The sequence below is a fragment of the Ralstonia sp. RL genome (genome assembly GCF_001683835.1).
Classification (GTDB): Bacteria; Pseudomonadota; Gammaproteobacteria; order Burkholderiales; family Burkholderiaceae; genus Ralstonia; species Ralstonia mannitolilytica.
The window spans coordinates 38,297-56,813 of record NZ_LWRX01000171.1; the positions used below are offsets into that span (position 1 = coordinate 38,297).

Sequence of the window (18,517 nt, forward strand, 5' to 3'; positions counted from 1 at the left end):
CGGGCCGGGAACCCGGCTCAGTTGCGGAACTGGTTGATCTGGTCGCGGGTGTGTTCCGCGACGCGCCGGGCGGCATCGGCGAAATCGCTGTCGCTGCTCGCGTACAGGATCGCGCGCGACGAGTTGATCATCATGCCGGTCCCGTCGGCAGTGCGGCCAGCGCGCACGGTGGCCTCGATATCGCCGCCCTGGGCGCCGATGCCCGGAATCAGCAGCGGCATGTCGCCGACGATCTCCCGCACCTTGGCGATCTCCTGCGGAAACGTCGCGCCCACCACCAGGCCCATCTGGCCGCTGGTGTTCCACACATCGCGCGCGCGTTCGGCCACGACCTGGTAGACGGGGCGGCCGCCCGTTTCCAGGAACTGCACATCGCTGCCGCCCGCATTGGACGTGCGGCACAGCACGATCACGCCCTTGTCGGCGTGCGCCAGGTACGGCTGCATGGAGTCGAAGCCCATGTAAGGGCTCACGGTGATGGCATCGGCGTGATAGCGCTCGAAGGCTTCCTTCGCGTAGTGTTCGGCCGTCGAGCCGATGTCGCCGCGCTTGGCATCGAGGATGACCGGAATGCCCGGATAGGCCTCATGGATGTAATTGATGAGCTGCTCGAGCTGGTCTTCCGCGCGCTGCGATGCGAAGTACGCAATCTGCGGCTTGAATGCGCAGACGAGGTCGGCGGTGGCATCGACGATGGCACGGCAGAACGAGAAGATCGCGCCGCCCGTGCTGGTGAGCGACGCCGGCAGGCGCGCCGGATCGGGATCGAGCCCGACGCACAGCAAGGAGTTGTTGCGCTGCCAGGCGGCAGCCAGTTGTTCGGTAAATCGCATGGTGTCGGGAAGGTGAGGACGCGGCCGGGCTGCCGCATGACTTCGCTCCATTTTACCCGCGGGGCGGCCAGATGGCGGCATCATCCTGGCGTCGCATCCATCCCACGCGTGCGGGCCGAGTCACGGTTTCTGGCTGATTCCGCCGTGTCTTTACGCTACACTCGGCGCGATTTTTCGCCCCGCTGTTCAACGCCCCGCTCCAAGGAAGCTCCGCATGATCAACCTGTTCGTCGTGCAAAAAGGCCGTCTCGCGCAGGAACAGGTCGAAGACCGCAGCGAGTTGCTGCAGCACAAGCCGATCTGGATCGACGTGATCGACCCGGATGACGAAGAACTCGCCTGGATCAAGGAAGCCTACGGCGTCGTGCTGCCCGAACTCGAGCAATTGGGCGACCTGGAGGCTTCCGCCCGCTACTTTGAAGGCGAAGACGGCCACATCCACATCCGCACCGATTTCCTGCTCGACGAGGAGACCACGTCCCGCAACGTGCGCGTGGCGTTCGTGCTGACCAAGGATGTGCTGTTCTCCATCCACGACGAAGACCTGCCCGCGTTCCGCCTCGTGCGCATGCGGGCGCGGCTGCGCCCGGGGTCGGTACGCAACGCGAAAGACGTGCTGATGGATCTCTACGCCACCGACGCGGAATATTCGGCGGACTCCATCGAGGAAGTCTACGAACGGCTGGAGGACGCCAGCAAACGCGTGCTGGCCGATGAGGTGACGGACGCCGCCGCCGCCGACGTGCTGGAGATCATCGCCCGCGTGGAAGACCTGAACGGCCGCATCCGCCGGAACGTGATGGATACGCGTCGCGCCGTGTCGTTCCTGCTGCGCAGCCAGCTGCTGTCGACCGATCAGCAGGACGAGGCGCGCCAGGTGCTGCGCGACATCGACTCCATCGAGAACCACACGGCGTTCCTGTCGGACAAGGTCAACTTCCTGATGGACGCCACGGTCGGTTTCATCAACATCAACCAGAACAAGATCATCAAGCTGTTCTCGGTGGTGTCGGTGGCGCTGATGCCGCCCACGCTGATCGCCTCGATCTACGGCATGAATTTCAAGGTGATGCCGGAGCTGGAGTGGGCTGAGGGCTACCCGTATGCAATCGGGCTGATGATCGTGTCGGCAGCGATTCCGCTGATCTACTTCCGGCGCAAGGGCTGGCTCAACTGAACCGGCGCGTCAGTCCGGCAGCGTGGCCGAGCCCATCCGGTTGGCAATGATGGTCGCCTTGCGCGTGAAGTTCACGTGCACATTGGCGCAGTAGCTCTTCTTGTCGAAGCACTTGGGCGCCGGCAGCGCCGCGGCGAGGCGAGCCGCCTGGCCCACCGTCAACTGCGAGGCAGGGCGCTTGAAGTAATGCTGGGCAGCGGCCTCGGCGCCGAATACGCCCTCGCCCCACTCGACCGAGTTCAGATAGATCTCGAGGATGCGCTCCTTGTCGAGCCAGAATTCGAGCATCCACGTGATGAGCAGCTCCTCGCCCTTGCGCAGGTAGTGGCGCTCGCCCGAGAGGAACAGGTTCTTGGCCAGTTGCTGCGTGATGGTCGAGCCGCCCGCGACGACACGGCCGCGCTTCTTGTTCTTCTCCCAGGCGTCGAGCATGGCGTCGACTTCCCAGCCGCTGTGCGAGACGAAATCCGCGTCTTCGCTGGCGATGACGGCCCGCTTGAGGTTGCGCGAAATCTGGTCGTAGTTCACCCAGCGATGGTCGATCCTGCAGGTGAAGACGTTGGCGCCGCACAGGCGCATGCGCTCCGCACGCATGAACGAGGTGGACGAGGGATTGAACACCTGCCAGCTCGCGATGGCAGCGAAGAAGTACAGGTTGAGCGCGACCACGCCCGCCACGAAACAGCCGATCACGTAGCCGAACCAACGCATCATCGCGGGTCTTCGCTAGGGGGCGGTTCAGCGTTGCGTGCGCGCGGCCACCGCGGCTTCGCCCTGCAGGCCTTCACGCATGGCGTGCAGCACCGGCGCGGTTTCCGGGCGCACGCCGCGCCAGACGAGAAACGACTCCGCGGCCTGCTCGACCAGCATGCCCAGTCCGTCCCACGCACGCGTGCCGTTGCGCTTGGCGAACTCCATGAATACCGTCGGCCGCGGCCCGTACATCATGTCGTACGCCAGCGCGTTGGGCCCGAACACGGTGGTCGGGATCGGCGGCACCTCGGCCTGCAGGCTGCTGGCGGTAGCGTTGATGATGACGTCGAACACGTCGTCGACACCGAGCTGGTCATAGCCGCTGCCGATGAGTTCGACTTCGTGGAGCTTGGCGGCCGCCTCGAAGCGCTCCGCCAGCATGACTGCGCGGTCAGCGGTGCGATTGGCAACGAACACCCGTGACGGCTTGTGCTCCAGCAGCGGCAGCAGCACGCCGCGCGCCGCGCCTCCGGCGCCGAGCAGCAGCACGCGCTCGCCTTCCAGGCTGTTGCCGATGTTGTGCGTGATGTCACGCACCAGGCCCACGCCGTCGGTGTTGTCGCCGAAGATCTCCTCGCCGTCGAACTTCAGTGTGTTGACCGCGCCTGCGGATTGCGCCCGCAGCGACAGCGACGTCGCCATCCCATATGCATCGAGCTTGAACGGCACGGTCACATTCAGCCCGCGTCCGCCTTCGCGTACGAAGTTCTGCACGGTCTCTTCGAATGCGATGAGCTCGGCATAGATGCGTTCGTAGCGGATGTGCTGGCCGGTCTGCTGCGCAAACGCGGCGTGGATGGTGGGCGACTTGCTGTGCGAGATCGGGTTGCCGATCACGCCATAGCGATCCGTGGGCGGCGCGCTCGCGGCGGCGAGAATCGCGTCTTGGAACGAAGACTTGGACGACGACATCAGCGGGTCTGCAGGTGCGTTTCGAGCCCTGCCCGGGTGAACTTGAACGTGGCGACCACATCCTGGATGTCGACGCGCTTGCGCATCTCGGCCGGGAAGCTGCCGAACGGGGCCGACGAACGGACGATGGCGATGGCCTGGCGATCGAGCGCCGGGTTGCCGGAGCTCTTGGCAATCTCGATGCCCTCGATCTTGTAGCCGTCCTGGTTGTAGCCAAGCTGGCCATCTCGGTTGATGCTGATCACGACAATCAGTTCGCCGTACAGCGGGTGGCCGTTCTGGCTCGGAAAGTTGGCGGTGCCGCGCGTCTCGATCTTGCGGCGCACGGCATCGTAGTAGCGGGCGTAGTCGACCTGGCGGGCGCTGGCGGCGGTCAGCACGTTGCGGCGCGGGCGCTTGGCGTAGTGCTCGAGATTGCGGTCGATCTCGGCCTGCAAGCGGGCGATTTCGTCTTGAGTGGTGCGGTCGTCGGTGCCGTTGGTGGGCGATGGCTGCGGACGCTCGCCCGGTTTGACCTGGCGGTCATTGACCAGCGGCGCGCGCTCCTTCGATTGCGTCAGCAGGCGGCGCTGCTCCTGCTCCAGATACTCAAGGCGGCGCTGCGTAAGCTTGATGGCATCGCCGGTCTGTTCGTTGGTATCGGCCGGCAGCGGCGTGGTGGCGCGCTGCTGGTCGAACTCACCGCCGCCGTTGAGGTTGACCTGCGCCACGGCCGTCGCCTTGGCCGGCGCCGTGGATGACTTGGCATTGACCAGCACCACGTCCAGCCCCGGATCGTCGCGCTTGATGTCGAATGCCTCCGGCGCTACCACGCGCACGAACAGCAACAGAACGTGCACGGCCAGCGACACCACCAGCGCCTTGGTGAGCGTACTGCTGCCGGACCAGTCCGGGCGGTTTGCAAGGGCGGCCATGTCGAGGCGGTTCCTGAGCGATGCGCGAAGAAAAAAGCTGACTGCGATTGTAGTTATGCGGCCGCGGGCGTTCCACCGGTCTCGCCATCCTGCGGCGGCGGCGCCACAGCTGTCTCGGCTTCGGCATGCGCCTCTTCCCCATCGGCGCCAGGTTGTGGTTCGGCCGGGGCTTCGGCCAGTTCTTCTTCCATCGCCTCGGCTTCGGCTTCGGCGTCCGCGGCAGGCGCAAGGATTTCCACCACGCGGCACGACACCTCCAGGCCGATCTCATCGGTGTCCAGGATGTCGAGCACGACGTGCGTGCCGCGCGCGGCCTGTGCCAGTTCCGGCACCTTGGTCACCAGCGGAATCTCGGCGAAGCGCACGGCGCCGTCCTTGAGCACCACAGCCGGCATGCGCGTGCGGTTTTCCTGCTTCAGCCAGCGCAGGCACCAGTAGCGCTCCATGGTCGACTGATGATCGGCGTAAGCGGCGTAGGTCGCTTCGAAATCGGCCACGGCGGCCAGCAGGTCGGCGTCTTTGGGCTTGAAGGGCGCAACCAGCTTGGCCGTGACGCCATGCTGCGCCACCGCAGCAATCTGCCACTGATTCACGAGGTCGACGTAGCGGCGCAGCGGCGACGTGCTCCACGCGTATTGCGCCACGCCCAGGCCCTCGTGCGGCGCGGGATACGTCTGCATGCGCGTGCGGTGCATGCCCCACGCCTTCTGCGTGCGATAGATGCCAGGCACGCCGGCGTCCGCCAGCATGCGACCCCACGTGCTGTTGGCCAGGATCATCAGCTCGGCGACGATCTTGTCCAGCGGCGAGCCGCGCTTGCGCTGCTCGATGCGTACGCGCTCGCCGCCGCCTTCGGCCTCGGGGATCGGGTCGATGTAGAACGAGTAATCGCCCCGCTGCGCACCCTCGGGTTTCAGGCCACTGGCAATGCGTGCCTGCTGACGCGCGTCGTACAACGCGCAGGCAAACGGCCACAGCACAGCCAGCTCCGCCTTGAACGGGTACTCGCCCGAGCCTGCGGCCAGGGCCTCGGCGGTGATGACCTCCTCGAGCAGGTTGTGGCGCAGGTTGGCCGCCACCGTCACAGATTCGCAGCGCGTCTCGCTGGCGGTCACCGTCCACGTGGTACGGTCGACCGTCACATACAGCGACAGCGCCGGGCACGCGCGCCCTTCCTGCAGCGTGTAGCGATCGACCACCGATTCCGGCAGCATCGTGATCTTGTCGCCGGGGAAGTACACGGTCGACAGGCGCTGGCGGGCGATCGCATCGAGCGCATCGCCGCGCTGGATGCCGAAGCCCGGCGCGGCGATGTGGATGCCGATGCGCACCGTCGTGTCGTCAATCGGCGTGACCGAGATGGCGTCGTCGATCTCGGTGGTGGTCACGTCGTCAATGGAGAACGCGCGCACATCGGCCGCCGGCAACTCCAACGCCGGTTCCGGCACGGCTACCTCCGGAAAGCCGGTGCCCTTCGGGAAGCACTCCGAGAGGAAGCGCGCTTCGTGCAGCGCGCGCGCATTGGCAATGCCGCCGACCGCCACCATCAGGCGCATCGGCGACAGGCCCAGCGCCGTGCATGCCGCATCGAGCGCCTTGTATTCGAGGCTGTTCTTGTCCGGCTTGAACAGCAGCTGCAGCGTCTTGCCGCGGAACGCTTCAGGCAGGCGCATGGCCTTGAGCTCGGCCTCGTATTCGGCCTGCAGCGCGGCTTGCTGCTTCTTGCGCTCGAGGCCGGCCAGCGCGGCCTTCAGCTGATCTTCCGGCGCACGCTGGTACCGGCCGCGGCCCTTGCGGCGGAAGTAGATGGGTGCGCCATGCAGCGCGAGGGCCAGCGCCGCTTGCTGGGTGGCATCTGCCCCGGCGCCGAAATACTCGGCCGCCAGATCGGTAAAGCCAAACTCATCGGCGGGGGCGCACTCCCACAGGAAATCCAGATCGATCTCTGTCGACAGCGCCTGCGCAGCCTGCGACAGCTCGCCCGCCGACGGCTGGGCGAACTGCAGCAACACGTCCCGGGATTTGACCTTGGTGCGCTTGGCACTCGGCAACTCGACCTGGTAGGCCTCGCCCTGTTGGGACAAGACGGTGCCCGCGCGGATCTCGCCGCCTTCTTCGAACAGCAACTGCATGGATTTGTCTGGATCGCGGCACGAACGCAATGTCTGGCCGCTCTGAATGAGGTGGAATCGCCACACCCGAAGCGTGTGCGGCAACGAAAAGTTGGGGCCGATGATACCGCACTGACCGGGCCCCGCGCCCGCGAAATGCGCCTACCGCGGCGGGTGAAAAGCCGCCAGCGCCGGCAGGAAAACTTCCGTCACCAGCATCGCACTGGCGCCGCGCCGGAACACCGACCGCCGCGCCGGCAGACGCCCACTCCTAGCGACCGGCGCGTCTCCCAGGGCATCGTCTGCGCGACGTACCAGCGGATGCCGCGCGTCAAGCAGCGCAAACTCGAACGCGCCGCGCTCGACCCGCGGATCGGCAAACAGCGAATGGCCGAGCGGCTGCGTGCCAAGCGCCTTCAGGAACGGCCAGTCGAGCGCCACGCTGCGGGGATGCACGACGGTGTGCGCATAGACGACCGGGATGCCGTTGCAGGCGAGCAGTACCTCGCGCACCAGGGTCTCTGCGGGCCCGGTCATGCCGAGACACCGCCATTCGTCCCGCAACGGCATCGCGCGCTTCTGGCCAAGCAGCCGCACCTCGAACGTGGACGAGGCCGCACGCAGCCGTGCCGTCAGCGAACTGGCGCCGACTGCCCAACGCGCCCAGTGCCGGGCATACACGACGGCGGGAGGCAACGCGCGACGCCAGGCGCTACGCGGGTACAACGGGGTCCCGGTCATGTGCCGTCGAAGGGATGCGTCGCCAAGATGTCGGCCGGAACGCCGCAGAAGACGAGCACTTCGTCCATGTAGCGCGCGAAATCGCTGATCCCGTGGTCGCCGCCTTCGATGATGCGCGTGGCCGCGCCGGGGAAGTGGGCCAGCATTTCACGGTAATCCAGCACCTCGTCGCCCGTGGCAGCCAGCAGGTAATAGCGCTCCGGCTGCGTGACGGCCGGCACGGCCAGCGCCCGCAGCTCGTCGAGGTGATGCGGCTCGACGCGAATCGTGCCGCCACCGTGCCACAACGGCTGCTCGCCGACGTACTTGGCAAGATCGCGGTCAGGGCGGGTGGCGGGATTCAGCATCGCCGCACGCAAGCCGTGTCGCTCCGCGAGCCATGTGGCGTAGTAGCCACCCAGCGAGGAACCGATGAGGGCCGGCTTGACGCCGTCACGCGCTTCAAGTTCAGCGATCAACGCCTCGACCTCTTCCAGGGCATGGCGCGGCGAGACAGGCAGCGCGGGGCACACGTAGCGGCCGGCCAGCCCGACAGACGCCATCCGCTTACCAAGCAACTGCGCCTTGAAGGAGCGCGGCGACGAGCGAAATCCGTGCAGATAGACGATGGATGCCAGCATATGCGCTCAGTGCGCCGCGCCGACGCGGGCGGCCAAGGCGTCGAGCAGCTTCTGATGCACCCCACCGAAACCGCCGTTGCTCATCACAAGCACGTGGTCGCCCGGGCGGGCGGCAGCCGTGACCGCCGCCACCAGCGTCGGCAAATCGGAAAACGCAGCGGCGCGCTTGCCCAGAGGCGCCAGCGCGCCGGCGAGGTCCCAGCCGATGGCGTCCCGGCCATCGGCGGCGCCGAACGCGAACACCTGGTCCGCGCCGGCGAGGCTATCCGGCAGCTGCTGCTTCATCACTCCCAGCTTCATGGTGTTCGAGCGCGGCTCCAGCACAGCGAGGATGCGGGCATCGCCCACGCGCCGGCGCAGGCCTTCCAGCGTCGTTCGGATGGCGGTGGGGTGATGCGCGAAGTCGTCGTAGACCGTCACGCCGTCCACGGTACCGCGCACCTCCATCCGCCGCTTCACGTTTTCGAAGCGCCCCAGGCTTTCAATGGCCTGCGCGGGCGGCACGCCGACGTGGCGGGCTGCAGCAATGGCAGCCAGGGCGTTCATGCGGTTGTGGTCGCCTTGCAGCGCCCAGCGTACCCGGCCCTGCGGTTGACCGTGGAACACCACGTCGAAGCTGTCGTCGGCGCCAAGGTCGGAGATGTTCCACCCTGCTACGTCTTCTGCGCCGAAATGCTCGACTTCCGACCAACATCCGCGCTCAAGTACGCGCTTCAGGCTATCCTCGCGGCTATTGACAAGGAGTCGCCCCTGGCCCGGCACCGTGCGCACGAGGTGGTGGAACTGCGTCTCGATCGCGCCAAGATCGGGGAAGATGTCAGCGTGATCGAACTCCAGATTGTTGAGGATGGCCGTGCGGGGACGGTAGTGGACGAACTTGCTGCGCTTGTCGAAGAACGCCGTATCGTATTCGTCCGCCTCGATGACGAAAAAGTCGGATTCGGTCAGCCGCGCAGACACACCGAAATTGCGCGGCACGCCGCCCACCAGGAAACCGGGCTGGTAGCCGGCGTCTTCCAGGATCCACGCCAGCATCGAGGTCGTCGTGGTCTTGCCGTGCGTGCCGGCCACCGCCAGCACCCACTTTTGCCGCAGCACGTTGTCGCCCAGCCATTGCGGGCCCGACACGTAAGGCAGGTTGCGGTCGAGGATGGCCTCCATCAGCGGGTTGCCGCGCGAAACCACGTTGCCGATCACGTACAGATCGGCGCCGACCGACAGCTGCCCGGGGTCGAACCCCTCGATGAGTTCAATGCCCTGCGCCTCGAGCTGGGTGCTCATCGGCGGATAGACGTTGGCGTCGCAACCCGTGACGCGGTGGCCGGCCTGACGGGCGATCAGGGCAATACCGCCCATGAAGGTGCCGCAGATTCCAAGGATGTGGATATGCATGGGAGACGTCTCGACTTCGTTGCGCGGCATTGTACCCGCTGGTTTCGGGGCGGCTCCCCCCGCTTCAGTAAAATAGAGCCATGTCAAAACGCCCTACCCTCGACCCCGTCCGCGTGCGGGAGGAAATCGCCGCCGTTGCCGCCCGCATGATCGCGGAGGACGGTGCCGACTACGCCACTGCCAAGCGCAAGGCCGCACGCCAGGTGCTCGGCACGGAAGCGCGCGCAGTCGGCGAGTGGCTTCCGGATAACGAGCAGGTCGAAACCGAAGTCCGTGAATACCAGGCGCTGTTTCAGGCGGATTCCCAGCCGCGCGTGCTTGCGCTGCTACGCCGTATCGCGCTGGTCTTGATGGAGGGCCTCGAGGTCTACAACCCGTATCTGGCCGGCGCAGTGTTCAACGGCACCGCCAGCGAGCACTCCGACATCCACCTGCAGGTCTTCTGTGACAGTCCGAAGGACGTCGCGATCTTCCTGCTCAACGCCGGCGTGGATTTCGACACGACAGAGAGTGCTCACTTCGCTGGCCGCGACGAAGTGGAAACGCTCAGCTTCCTGTGGCGCGGTCAATGGCCGGCGGGGCCCGAATCGCGCGATCTCGCCCGGGAGCTGCGCGCGCAGACGGGCACCCCCGTCGGCGTCCACATCGCCCTGTATGACCTGGACGACGTGCGTGGCGCCCGCCGCCCCGACGCCACCGGCAAGACCCAGCGCGGCGATGCCGAGGCGGTGCGCAGCCTGCTGTCCGGGGGGTGAGGGCCGACAGGAGTACAATCCCGCACGCCATCGCGCTGTATACAATAGGGGCCCACGCCGACCATGTCCCGCCGCACCACTTTGATCGCCCTGCTGGTTGCCGGCACGGCCGCCGCCGCGCTGGGCGTCTACATCGGGCATCGCCACACCGAACCGAAGCCGCCGGCCAATGCGGCCGTCGCCACGTTCTACGGCACCAAACTGCCGGACGCGAGCGGCGCAACCCTGGACCTGGCGGCGTTCCGTGGCCAGACGGTCGTGGTCAATTTCTGGGCGCCGTGGTGCGGCCCTTGCGTCGAGGAAATGCCGGAGCTATCCGCGCTGGCCAACGAGCAGAAGGGCAAGGTCCGCTTCGTGGGCATCGGCATCGACTCCGCTGCCAACATCCAGGCGTTTCTGAGTAAGGTGCGCGTCACCTATCCGGTTGCGGTGGCCGGTTTTGGGGGCACGGAACTCGGGCGCCAGTTCGGAAACGAGGTAGGGGGCCTCCCGTTTACGGTGATCCTGAACCCTCAGGGTGATATCACCTTCCGGAAGATGGGCCGAGTGCATGCGGAGGAATTGCGCGTCGCGTTGCAACGCATATGAAACTTGCAAAAACGTCATATGACGTTCATGTGCAGGCAACTCCCCTTCTTTTTGCCGGAAACTGCCGTCGAAAGCGCCAAGATCCGTGAAAACACCGATTTGTCGATACTTTTTCAGCAAAAACTAGACAAAGCATTCTAAGTTGCTGTAAATTGCGCCCAACTTCGCTCAACCGGTCAAATCGTGGCTGACAAACCGACCACCAAAGCGCTTCACAGCGTGCTCGTCTTGCACGGGCCCAACCTCAATTTATTGGGAACGCGTGAACCGGAAGTCTATGGGGCGACCACCCTGGCCGACATCAATGCCGCCCTGGTGGAACGCGCCCAGGCGCGCGGCGTGACGTTGGCGCACTTTCAGTCGAACCACGAAGGCGCGCTGGTCGACCGCATCCACGCCGCCAAGGGTGAAGGCGTCGAATTCATCATCATCAACCCGGCCGCCTACACGCATACCAGTGTGGCGCTGCGCGACGCGCTGGCCGGCGTGGCGATTCCGTACATCGAAGTCCACCTGTCCAACGTGCACCGCCGCGAGCCGTTCCGTCACCACTCGTATCTGGCGGACCAGGCAGTCGGCGTCATCTGCGGGCTCGGCTGGCGCGGCTACCTGGCGGCGCTGGACTACGCAATCGATCAACACGGCGGCTGAACGGCCGTCTCTTTCCTTCATTCAACCTACTTTAACCAACGCAACCACGCCAGCGCCTGGAGCACCTGGACCGATGTGCGGCCGAAAAGCCATTCCCGCACATCCCCTGACCCAGACGCCGACGCTGCAGGAGAACGTTCATGGATTTGCGCAAGCTGAAAACGCTGATCGACCTCGTGGCCGAATCGGGCATTTCGGAACTCGAAGTGACCGAGGGCGAAGGCAAGGTCCGCATCGTCAAGTCGGCCCCGCAGCAAGTGGTGGCTGCGCCGATGCAGTATGCGCCGATGCCCGCTGCCCCGGCTGCCCCCGCCGTGACGGCGACCCCGGCGCCCGCCGCCGGCGCTGAAGCCTCGACCCCGGCGCTGCCTGCGGGCCACATCGTGACGTCGCCGATGGTCGGTACGTTCTACCGTTCGCCGTCGCCCGGCGCGGCCGAGTTCGTCAAGGTGGGCGACACGGTCAAGGAAGGCCAGACGCTGTGCATCATCGAAGCGATGAAGCTGCTCAACGAAATCGAAGCAGACAAGGCCGGCGTCATCAAGGAAATCCTGATCGAGAACGGCCAGGCTGTGGAGTACGGCCAACCGCTGTTCGTCATCGGCTGATCTCCAGGCATCCGACCCTCATCGTGCGGCGCGCAGCGTGCCGCATCCGAGCGCGAGCCGGCGCACAAGGGCTGCCACTGAGTGCAGCCCGGCCACAGCGCCCTCGCCTCTCCTTTTTGTAGCGAGAACACGATGTTCGACAAGATCCTGATCGCGAATCGCGGCGAGATCGCTCTTCGCATCCAGCGCGCCTGCCGCGAGCTCGGCATCAAGACCGTGGTGGTCTATTCCGAGGCGGACAAGGAAGCCAAATACGTCAAATTGGCCGACGAAGCCGTGTGTATCGGCCCGGCACCGTCGCCGCTGTCGTACCTGAACATGCCGGCCATCATCTCGGCCGCCGAGGTGACCGACGCCCAGGCCATCCACCCCGGCTACGGCTTCCTGTCGGAAAACGCCGACTTTGCCGAGCGCGTTGAGCAATCCGGCTTCACCTTCATCGGCCCGACGCCCGAATGTATTCGCCTCATGGGCGACAAGGTGTCGGCCAAGCAGGCGATGCTCAAGTCCGGCGTGCCGTGCGTGCCGGGCTCCGACGGCGCCCTGCCCGATGACCCGAAGGAGATCCTGGCGATCGCCCGCAAGGTCGGCTACCCCGTGATCATCAAGGCCGCCGGCGGCGGTGGCGGCCGCGGCATGCGCGTGGTCCACACCGAGGCCGCGCTGATCAACGCCGTCAACATGACGCGCGAAGAAGCCGGCCGTGCCTTCGGCAACCCCGAGGTCTACATGGAGAAGTTCCTGGAGCATCCGCGCCATGTGGAAATCCAGGTTCTGGCCGACCAGCACCGCAACGCCATCTGGCTCGGCGAGCGTGATTGCTCGATGCAGCGCCGCCACCAGAAGGTGATCGAGGAAGCGCCGGCACCGCACATCGCCCGCCGACTGATCGAGCGCATCGGTGACCGCTGCGCCGAGGCATGCAAGAAGATCGGCTACCGTGGCGCGGGCACGTTCGAGTTCCTGTACGAAAACGGCGAGTTCTACTTCATCGAGATGAACACGCGCGTGCAGGTCGAGCACCCCGTCACCGAGATGATCACAGGCGTCGACATCGTGCAGGAGCAGATCCGCGTGGCCGCCGGCGAGAAGCTGCGCCTGCGCCAGAAGGACATCCAGCTGCGCGGCCACGCCATCGAGTGCCGCATCAACGCGGAAGACCCGTTCAAGTTCACGCCGTCCCCGGGCCGCATCACCGCGTGGCATACGCCGGGCGGCCCCGGCATCCGCGTCGATTCGCATGCCTACAATGGCTATTTCGTGCCGCCCAACTACGACTCGATGATCGGCAAGGTCATTTCGTACGGCGCCACGCGCGAGCAGGCCATCGCCCGCATGCGCATCGCCCTGTCGGAAATGGTGGTCGAGGGCATCCAGACCAACGTGCCGCTGCACCGCGACCTGATGCTCGACGCCAACTTCGTGGAAGGCGGCACGGACATCCACTACCTCGAGCACCGTCTGGCGCAACAGGAAGTGGCCAAGGGCGGCGGCAAGTGACGTACCGCGAATGCGTGCTCGAAGTCGCGCGGGATGACGCCGAGGCGTTGTCCGAGGCGCTGTTCGACCTCGGCGCCCTGTCGGTCTCGGTGGAAGACGCCGATGCCGACACGCCCGACGAAGAACCGCTCTTCGGCGAGCCGGGCCACGAGCCGACCCGCCTGGCGTGGAACCGCTCGCGCGTGGTGGCGCTGCTGGCCGACGACGCCGACCCCGCCCTGCTCGTGGCTGCCGCGGCCAACGAAATCGGCCTCTCGCCGCTGCCGCAGTTCACCGTGCGCGAGGTTGAGGAGCAGGACTGGGTGCGCGTGACGCAATCGCAGTTCGAGCCGATCCATATCGGCGAGCGCATCTGGGTCGTGCCCTCGTGGCACGACGCCCCGGACCCCGACGCCGTGGTGCTGGAGCTGGATCCGGGTCTGGCCTTCGGCACCGGCAGCCACCCGACCACGCGCCTGTGCATGGAATGGCTCGAGCACCACGTGCAGCCGCAAGAGCGCACACTGGACTACGGCTGCGGCTCGGGCATCCTGGCCATCGTCGCCAAGAAGCTCGGCGCCGGTGAAACAGTCGGTGTCGACATCGACCCGAACGCCGTCGATGCCTCGCGCTACAACGCCGAACGCAACCACGTCGAAGCGACGTTCGCCCTGCCGGACGATGCGCCGGAAGGCACGTTCGACCTCGTCGTCGCCAACATCCTGTCGAACCCGCTCAAGCTCATGGCGGCCATGCTGTGCGCACGTGTGCGTCCAGGCGGCCGGCTGGTGCTGTCGGGCGTACTCGAGCGCCAGGCGGAAGAAGTCGCGGCCGCGTATGCCTCGGCCATTCCGTTGACGGTGTGGCGCGCACGTGACGGCTGGGTCTGCCTGCACGGCGTGAAACCGGCTTAACAGTCAGGAAGCGCGCGCAGCGTCGGCCCGGCCCTCAAAGGTGGGTCGACGCTGGCGCCACTGTCTGCAATACTCGCGCGGTCGGTTCCTTTCTCCTCGTCTCGCATGGCAACTGCGCCACGTCTCGCCGCCCGCTGCCCCAACTGCCATACCGCATTCCGTGTCGTCGCCGACCAGCTCCGGCTGCGCGGCGGCCTCGTCCGCTGCGGGCGCTGCAACCATGTCTTCGATGGGCGCAATCACCTTATCGAACTCGGCGCTGCACCGGCGCCGGCCGCGCAGCCAGAGCCACCACCGCTCGCGCAGGAACGCGTTGCCGACGCGGAACCTGCGCGCGTCGCCGCGACGGAGCCTGCCGCACCGCCCACCGAAACACCCGCCGCGTCTGCATCCGCCGAACACGACCACGGCTTCGGCATGACGTTGATCTGGGAAGAGGAAGTGCCCGGCGACGACGTGGCCGAAGTGCATCTCGGTGAGGTGGAAGGCGCGACGCCGGCATCTGACACGCAGCCGTCCGCCCCGGACACCCGCCCTCTGCCCGAAGAAGCACCAGCCGAAGCCGCACCGGCCGACCCGCAGCCCGCCGCCGCCCCCGCTGACCCGTTCCACGGACTGCCACCCATTCGCGATCCTCAAGATGAGGAGGACCCGTTCGCCGCTGCCGTACCCAGGCAGCCGTCGGCAGATTTGCCGGTGGAACCGGCCATCGCCGCCGAGGAAGAAACTCCCGCCCCCCCCGCACCGTCGGACCGGCACGACTCAGTCTGGCTGCGCCACGAGTCCGACCCGCATTCACAGTTCGCGCCCGTACCGAGGCGCCAGGGCCAGGCCCGGCGCACGCCCGTGGAACACGCCGGCCCGACACCGCAGCGCACGCTGACCGGCGCCCCCCGCTCACGCAAGGTGCGGGGCCCCAATCACGGCGTGTCGGCAGCCACGCTCGATTTCCTGCGTGCCGCACAGGCGCGCGAGCAGGCACGCAAGTCGACCGGCCGCCGCACACTCGCACGCGTTGCGATCGGCGCTCTGTCGGTGCTGGCGGTGGCGCAGCTGCTTTTCCTGGCGCGCGCAGAAATCGCGCGGCGGGTGCCGTCCACCCGGCCGCTGTGGGAAGCGATGTGCCAACCCCTGCATTGCACGGTGGCACCACCGCGTGATCTCGACGCACTGCAGATCGAATCGTCGCAGTTGCAGCGTCAGGAAGGCGACGCATCAGACCAGTATGTGCTGACGGCGACCCTGCGCAACCGAGCCGGCGGCCCCGTCGCCCTGCCGGCCATCGAACTGGTGACCACCGACCTGCAGGACCAGCTCCTCGCGCGCCGCGCCCTGCTGCCGACCGACTACCTGAACCCGACCGACAGTGCATACGGCAAGTCAGGGCTGCCCGCCCGCGCCGAGCTGCCGATTCGGGTACGATTCGAGTCCCAGCGCCCGACGGCCAACTACCGGGTGCTGATCTTCTACCCCTGAATTCCTGATTCACCCCAACACGTATCAACACGAAGGAGCAGCACACCATGGCAAACGTGACCCTTGGCGGCAACCCGATCGAAGTCGGCGGCAAATTCCCGGCGAAGGGCGACAAGGCCCCGGCATTCACGCTGGTCGGCGCAGATCTGAAGGACGTGTCGCTGGCTGACTTTGCCGGCAAGCGCAAGGTCCTGAACATCGTGCCGAGCCTGGACACCCCGGTGTGCGCCACCTCCACGCGCAAGTTCAACGAAGCCGCTGCCAAGCTCGACAACACGGTCGTGCTGTCCATCTCGGCCGACCTGCCGTTCGCCGCCGGCCGCTTCTGCACGACCGAGGGCATCGCCAACGTCAAGCCGCTGTCCACCTTCCGCGACAAGGGTTTCAAGCAAGCATACGGCGTCGACATCACGTCGGGCCCGCTGGCCGGCGTGACCGCACGCGCCGTGGTCGTGCTCGATGCCGACGACACCGTCCTGTATTCGCAGCTCGTGCCCGAGATCAAGGAAGAGCCGGACTACGACGCTGCCCTGGCCGCGCTGAAGTAAGCTGCAAACTGTTGCGGGACCGGCCACCGGTCTCTCGTCCATCACACGGCCGTCCACTGGGGCGGCCGCGTTCATATCTGGAGCCCTCTCAATATGGCCAGCGTGATCTGCGGCTCTGTCGCCTACGACACCATCATGACGTTCGACGGACACTTCCGCGAACACATCCTGCCCGACAAGATCCACATCCTGAACGTCTCCTTCCTCGTGCCCAGCATGCGCCGCGAGTTCGGTGGCTGCGCAGGCAACATCGCCTACACGCTCAAGCTGCTCGGCGGCGAGCCCATCATCATGGGCACCGTCGGCCAGGACGCAGGCCCCTATCTGGACCACCTGAAGAAGCTCGGCATCTCCACCAAGTACATCACGGAGATCCCGGACACCTTCACGGCGCAAGCCATGATCACCACCGACCGCGACAACAACCAGATCACCGCGTTCCACCCAGGCGCGATGAGCCAGTCGAGCGTCAATTCGGTTAAGGATGCGCTGCCCGCCCGGCTCGGCCTGGTCGGCCCCGACAGCCGCGACGGGATGCTGCACCACGCCACCCAGTTCGCCGAAGCGGGCGTGCCGTTCATCTTCGATCTGGGCCAGGCGATGCCGCTGTTTGATGGCGCCGACCTGCGCCGCTTCGTTGAACTCGCTACCTACGTGGTGGTCAATGACTACGAAGCGCAGGTCATGCTGTCACGTACGGGCTACAGTGCGACGGAGCTTGCGCAGCGCGTCGAGGCCTTCATCGTCACGCGCGGGGAAGAAGGGGCGGAGATTCACGCCGGCGGCAAGCAGTACACTATTCCCGTCGTGCCGGCCGAGCGTGTGGTCGACCCGACCGGCTGCGGCGACGCCTTCCGCGGTGGGCTGCTGTACGGTATCGAGAACGGCCTGGACTGGGAGACCACCGGCCGCCTCGCCAGCCTGATGGGCTCGATCAAGATCGCCTGCCAAGGCCCGCAGAATCACGGCCTGCCCGTCGACGAAATCGCCCGGCGCTTTGAGTCCGCTTTCGGGTACCGGTATCAATAAGGAACGAACATGAAACCCATCTATCGCATCGGTGCTGCGACCTTGCTGGTCGCCGCGCTCGGCCTGCAGGGCTGCGCCATGGGCACCAACTCCAACAGTGCGTACACCGGGGCGCAGGCGCAACGCGAACAGACGGTGCGCTTCGGCACGGTGGATTCCGTGCGCAACGTCGTGATCGACCGCGAAGCCACAGGCGTCGGCACCATCGCCGGGGGCGCGATCGGCGGCATCGGTTCGGCAGCGGCCATCGGGCGCGGCAACGGCTCTGTGGCGGCGGGCGTACTGGGCGCCATCCTGGGCGGCGTCGCGGGCAGCGCCATCGAGAACCAGGCGAACAAGCGCCCCGGCCTCGAGATCACCGTCAAGCTCGACAACGGCGAATACCGCGCCATCACCCAAGACGCCGACGAGGCCTTCCGCCCCGGCGAGCGCGTGCGCCTGCTGTCGTCGGGCGGCGTGACCCGCGTGACGCACTGAACGATCGAGAGCCGCTTCGGCCGGCATTGGAAAAGACCGCATCGGCATTGCGCCGGTGCGGTTTTTTTACGCCTGCCGCGTCGATCGCGCAGACATGAAAAAGCCCGCCGGGGCGTGAGCCGATCGGCGGGCGGTGCAAGACACCTGGTCTTGCGGACCAGATACGCGGTATCCGGTCAGGTGGGCGCGGCATGCGCGCCGCTGTGGTCCCGAAGGATCACCGTCGCAAGAATGACTTACGGACGGTTGCCGGTCGGGAACGGCCATGCCGCAGCCGGGTTCAGCGCGGTCTTGGCAGCGGGTGCAGCAGGTGCAGCGACCGGTGCAGCAGCAGGCTTGGCGACAGCCTTCTTCGCCGGAGCCTTCTTCGCAGCAGGCTTGGCAGCAGCCTTCTTCGCAGCGGCCTTCTTCGCAGCCGGAGCCTTCTTCGCAGCAGCCTTCTTGGCAGGTGCTTTCTTGGCAGCAACCTTCTTGGTTGCGGCCTTCTTGGCGGGCGCCTTCTTGGCAGCAACCTTCTTCACTGCGGCCTTCTTGGCGGG

At 66.4% G+C, this 18,517-nt stretch carries 20 protein-coding genes; 11 read left to right on the forward strand and 9 right to left on the reverse strand.

Translation table 11 applies throughout. From position 1 onward, the window contains the following. Positions 1-17 precede the first annotated feature (17 nt). Entirely contained in the window at positions 18-833 is an 816-nt protein-coding gene (gene pyrF / locus A6M56_RS17110; protein ID WP_045785989.1) for an orotidine-5'-phosphate decarboxylase, read from the reverse strand. A gap of 214 nt (positions 834-1,047) precedes the next feature. Between pyrF and corA the strand changes: the two genes are divergently transcribed. Beyond that, the gene (gene corA / locus A6M56_RS17115; protein WP_045785988.1) at positions 1,048-2,010 is read left to right on the forward strand and encodes a magnesium/cobalt transporter CorA; all 963 of its coding nucleotides are present in this window, start codon (positions 1,048-1,050) and stop codon (positions 2,008-2,010) included. 9 nt (positions 2,011-2,019) lie between these two features. Here corA and mtgA read toward each other — a convergent pair whose 3' ends face one another. From mtgA to mpl, 7 genes are all read right to left on the reverse strand, one after another. After that, a complete protein-coding gene (gene mtgA / locus A6M56_RS17120; RefSeq protein ID WP_045785987.1) occupies positions 2,020-2,724 on the reverse strand; it encodes a monofunctional biosynthetic peptidoglycan transglycosylase in 705 nt (234 codons plus the stop codon). Between the two features lie 24 nt (positions 2,725-2,748). Next, positions 2,749-3,675, reverse strand: coding sequence for a shikimate dehydrogenase (gene aroE, locus A6M56_RS17125; RefSeq protein ID WP_045785986.1), 927 nt, complete (start codon positions 3,673-3,675; stop codon positions 2,749-2,751). Beyond that, positions 3,675-4,589: an energy transducer TonB gene (locus A6M56_RS17130; RefSeq protein WP_045785985.1), complete on the reverse strand. Its 915-nt coding sequence runs from the start codon at positions 4,587-4,589 to the stop codon at positions 3,675-3,677. Before A6M56_RS17130 ends, aroE begins: the two co-directional genes overlap by 1 nt. A 53-nt stretch (positions 4,590-4,642) precedes the next feature. Further along, on the reverse strand, positions 4,643-6,721 hold the full coding sequence (locus A6M56_RS17135) for a ribonuclease catalytic domain-containing protein (RefSeq protein ID WP_102080121.1): 2,079 nt from the start codon (positions 6,719-6,721) through the stop codon (positions 4,643-4,645). A 141-nt stretch (positions 6,722-6,862) separates the two neighbouring features. Then, positions 6,863-7,441: a chorismate--pyruvate lyase family protein gene (locus A6M56_RS17140; RefSeq protein WP_045785983.1), complete on the reverse strand. Its 579-nt coding sequence runs from the start codon at positions 7,439-7,441 to the stop codon at positions 6,863-6,865. After that, the gene (locus A6M56_RS17145) at positions 7,438-8,061 is read right to left on the reverse strand and encodes a YqiA/YcfP family alpha/beta fold hydrolase (RefSeq protein ID WP_045785982.1); all 624 of its coding nucleotides are present in this window, start codon (positions 8,059-8,061) and stop codon (positions 7,438-7,440) included. The genes A6M56_RS17140 and A6M56_RS17145 overlap by 4 nt, the downstream gene beginning before the upstream one ends. A gap of 6 nt (positions 8,062-8,067) precedes the next feature. Further along, positions 8,068-9,453 (reverse strand): UDP-N-acetylmuramate:L-alanyl-gamma-D-glutamyl-meso-diaminopimelate ligase, encoded by a 1,386-nt coding sequence (gene mpl / locus A6M56_RS17150; RefSeq protein ID WP_102080285.1) that lies wholly within the window; start codon positions 9,451-9,453, stop codon positions 8,068-8,070. Positions 9,454-9,533: 80 nt separating this feature from the next. Between mpl and A6M56_RS17155 the strand changes: the two genes are divergently transcribed. From A6M56_RS17155 to A6M56_RS17200, 10 genes are all read left to right on the forward strand, one after another. Beyond that, positions 9,534-10,208 (forward strand): hypothetical protein, encoded by a 675-nt coding sequence (locus A6M56_RS17155; RefSeq protein WP_045785981.1) that lies wholly within the window; start codon positions 9,534-9,536, stop codon positions 10,206-10,208. Between the two features lie 63 nt (positions 10,209-10,271). Next, the gene (locus A6M56_RS17160) at positions 10,272-10,796 is read left to right on the forward strand and encodes a TlpA family protein disulfide reductase (protein WP_045785980.1); all 525 of its coding nucleotides are present in this window, start codon (positions 10,272-10,274) and stop codon (positions 10,794-10,796) included. 183 nt (positions 10,797-10,979) lie between these two features. Then, positions 10,980-11,447 (forward strand): type II 3-dehydroquinate dehydratase, encoded by a 468-nt coding sequence (gene aroQ / locus A6M56_RS17165; protein ID WP_045785979.1) that lies wholly within the window; start codon positions 10,980-10,982, stop codon positions 11,445-11,447. A gap of 140 nt (positions 11,448-11,587) precedes the next feature. After that, the gene (gene accB, locus A6M56_RS17170) at positions 11,588-12,055 is read left to right on the forward strand and encodes an acetyl-CoA carboxylase biotin carboxyl carrier protein (protein ID WP_045785978.1); all 468 of its coding nucleotides are present in this window, start codon (positions 11,588-11,590) and stop codon (positions 12,053-12,055) included. Between the two features lie 132 nt (positions 12,056-12,187). Next, positions 12,188-13,555, forward strand: a complete 1,368-nt coding sequence (gene accC / locus A6M56_RS17175; RefSeq protein WP_045785977.1) for an acetyl-CoA carboxylase biotin carboxylase subunit — start codon at positions 12,188-12,190, stop codon at positions 13,553-13,555. After that, complete coding sequence (gene prmA, locus A6M56_RS17180; RefSeq protein WP_045785976.1) at positions 13,552-14,448, forward strand: 50S ribosomal protein L11 methyltransferase; 897 nt, start codon at positions 13,552-13,554, stop codon at positions 14,446-14,448. The genes accC and prmA overlap by 4 nt, the downstream gene beginning before the upstream one ends. Before the next feature lie 105 nt (positions 14,449-14,553). Further along, complete coding sequence (locus tag A6M56_RS17185; protein ID WP_102080122.1) at positions 14,554-15,924, forward strand: DUF3426 domain-containing protein; 1,371 nt, start codon at positions 14,554-14,556, stop codon at positions 15,922-15,924. A 47-nt stretch (positions 15,925-15,971) separates the two neighbouring features. Continuing rightward, entirely contained in the window at positions 15,972-16,472 is a 501-nt protein-coding gene (gene tpx, locus A6M56_RS17190) for a thiol peroxidase (RefSeq protein ID WP_045785974.1), read from the forward strand. A 93-nt stretch (positions 16,473-16,565) separates the two neighbouring features. Then, entirely contained in the window at positions 16,566-17,501 is a 936-nt protein-coding gene (locus A6M56_RS17195; protein WP_102080123.1) for a carbohydrate kinase family protein, read from the forward strand. Positions 17,502-17,510: 9 nt separating this feature from the next. Continuing rightward, positions 17,511-17,978, forward strand: coding sequence for an outer membrane lipoprotein (locus A6M56_RS17200; RefSeq protein ID WP_045785972.1), 468 nt, complete (start codon positions 17,511-17,513; stop codon positions 17,976-17,978). A gap of 236 nt (positions 17,979-18,214) precedes the next feature. Here the strand turns inward: A6M56_RS17200 and A6M56_RS17205 are convergent. Beyond that, on the reverse strand, positions 18,215-18,517 hold a 303-nt coding region (locus A6M56_RS17205; RefSeq protein WP_286758254.1), incomplete at its 5' end, for a histone H1-like repetitive region-containing protein.

What these genes read in the sequence shown, in the direction of transcription:
- A6M56_RS17195 (WP_102080123.1), top strand. Translation starts at nt 16,566, where the DNA reads ATGGCCAGCGTGATCTGCGGCTCTGTCGCCTACGACACCATCATGACG.
- mpl (WP_102080285.1), bottom strand. Translation starts at nt 9,453, where the DNA reads ATGCATATCCACATCCTTGGAATCTGCGGCACCTTCATGGGCGGTATT.
- corA (WP_045785988.1), top strand. Translation starts at nt 1,048, where the DNA reads ATGATCAACCTGTTCGTCGTGCAAAAAGGCCGTCTCGCGCAGGAACAG.
- A6M56_RS17130 (WP_045785985.1), bottom strand. Translation starts at nt 4,589, where the DNA reads ATGGCCGCCCTTGCAAACCGCCCGGACTGGTCCGGCAGCAGTACGCTC.
- A6M56_RS17185 (WP_102080122.1), top strand. Translation starts at nt 14,554, where the DNA reads ATGGCAACTGCGCCACGTCTCGCCGCCCGCTGCCCCAACTGCCATACC.
- A6M56_RS17135 (WP_102080121.1), bottom strand. Translation starts at nt 6,721, where the DNA reads ATGCAGTTGCTGTTCGAAGAAGGCGGCGAGATCCGCGCGGGCACCGTC.
- A6M56_RS17155 (WP_045785981.1), top strand. Translation starts at nt 9,534, where the DNA reads ATGTCAAAACGCCCTACCCTCGACCCCGTCCGCGTGCGGGAGGAAATC.
- accB (WP_045785978.1), top strand. Translation starts at nt 11,588, where the DNA reads ATGGATTTGCGCAAGCTGAAAACGCTGATCGACCTCGTGGCCGAATCG.
- A6M56_RS17200 (WP_045785972.1), top strand. Translation starts at nt 17,511, where the DNA reads ATGAAACCCATCTATCGCATCGGTGCTGCGACCTTGCTGGTCGCCGCG.
- pyrF (WP_045785989.1), bottom strand. Translation starts at nt 833, where the DNA reads ATGCGATTTACCGAACAACTGGCTGCCGCCTGGCAGCGCAACAACTCC.
- accC (WP_045785977.1), top strand. Translation starts at nt 12,188, where the DNA reads ATGTTCGACAAGATCCTGATCGCGAATCGCGGCGAGATCGCTCTTCGC.
- A6M56_RS17145 (WP_045785982.1), bottom strand. Translation starts at nt 8,061, where the DNA reads ATGCTGGCATCCATCGTCTATCTGCACGGATTTCGCTCGTCGCCGCGC.
- A6M56_RS17140 (WP_045785983.1), bottom strand. Translation starts at nt 7,441, where the DNA reads ATGACCGGGACCCCGTTGTACCCGCGTAGCGCCTGGCGTCGCGCGTTG.
- tpx (WP_045785974.1), top strand. Translation starts at nt 15,972, where the DNA reads ATGGCAAACGTGACCCTTGGCGGCAACCCGATCGAAGTCGGCGGCAAA.
- aroE (WP_045785986.1), bottom strand. Translation starts at nt 3,675, where the DNA reads ATGTCGTCGTCCAAGTCTTCGTTCCAAGACGCGATTCTCGCCGCCGCG.
- mtgA (WP_045785987.1), bottom strand. Translation starts at nt 2,724, where the DNA reads ATGATGCGTTGGTTCGGCTACGTGATCGGCTGTTTCGTGGCGGGCGTG.
- A6M56_RS17160 (WP_045785980.1), top strand. Translation starts at nt 10,272, where the DNA reads ATGTCCCGCCGCACCACTTTGATCGCCCTGCTGGTTGCCGGCACGGCC.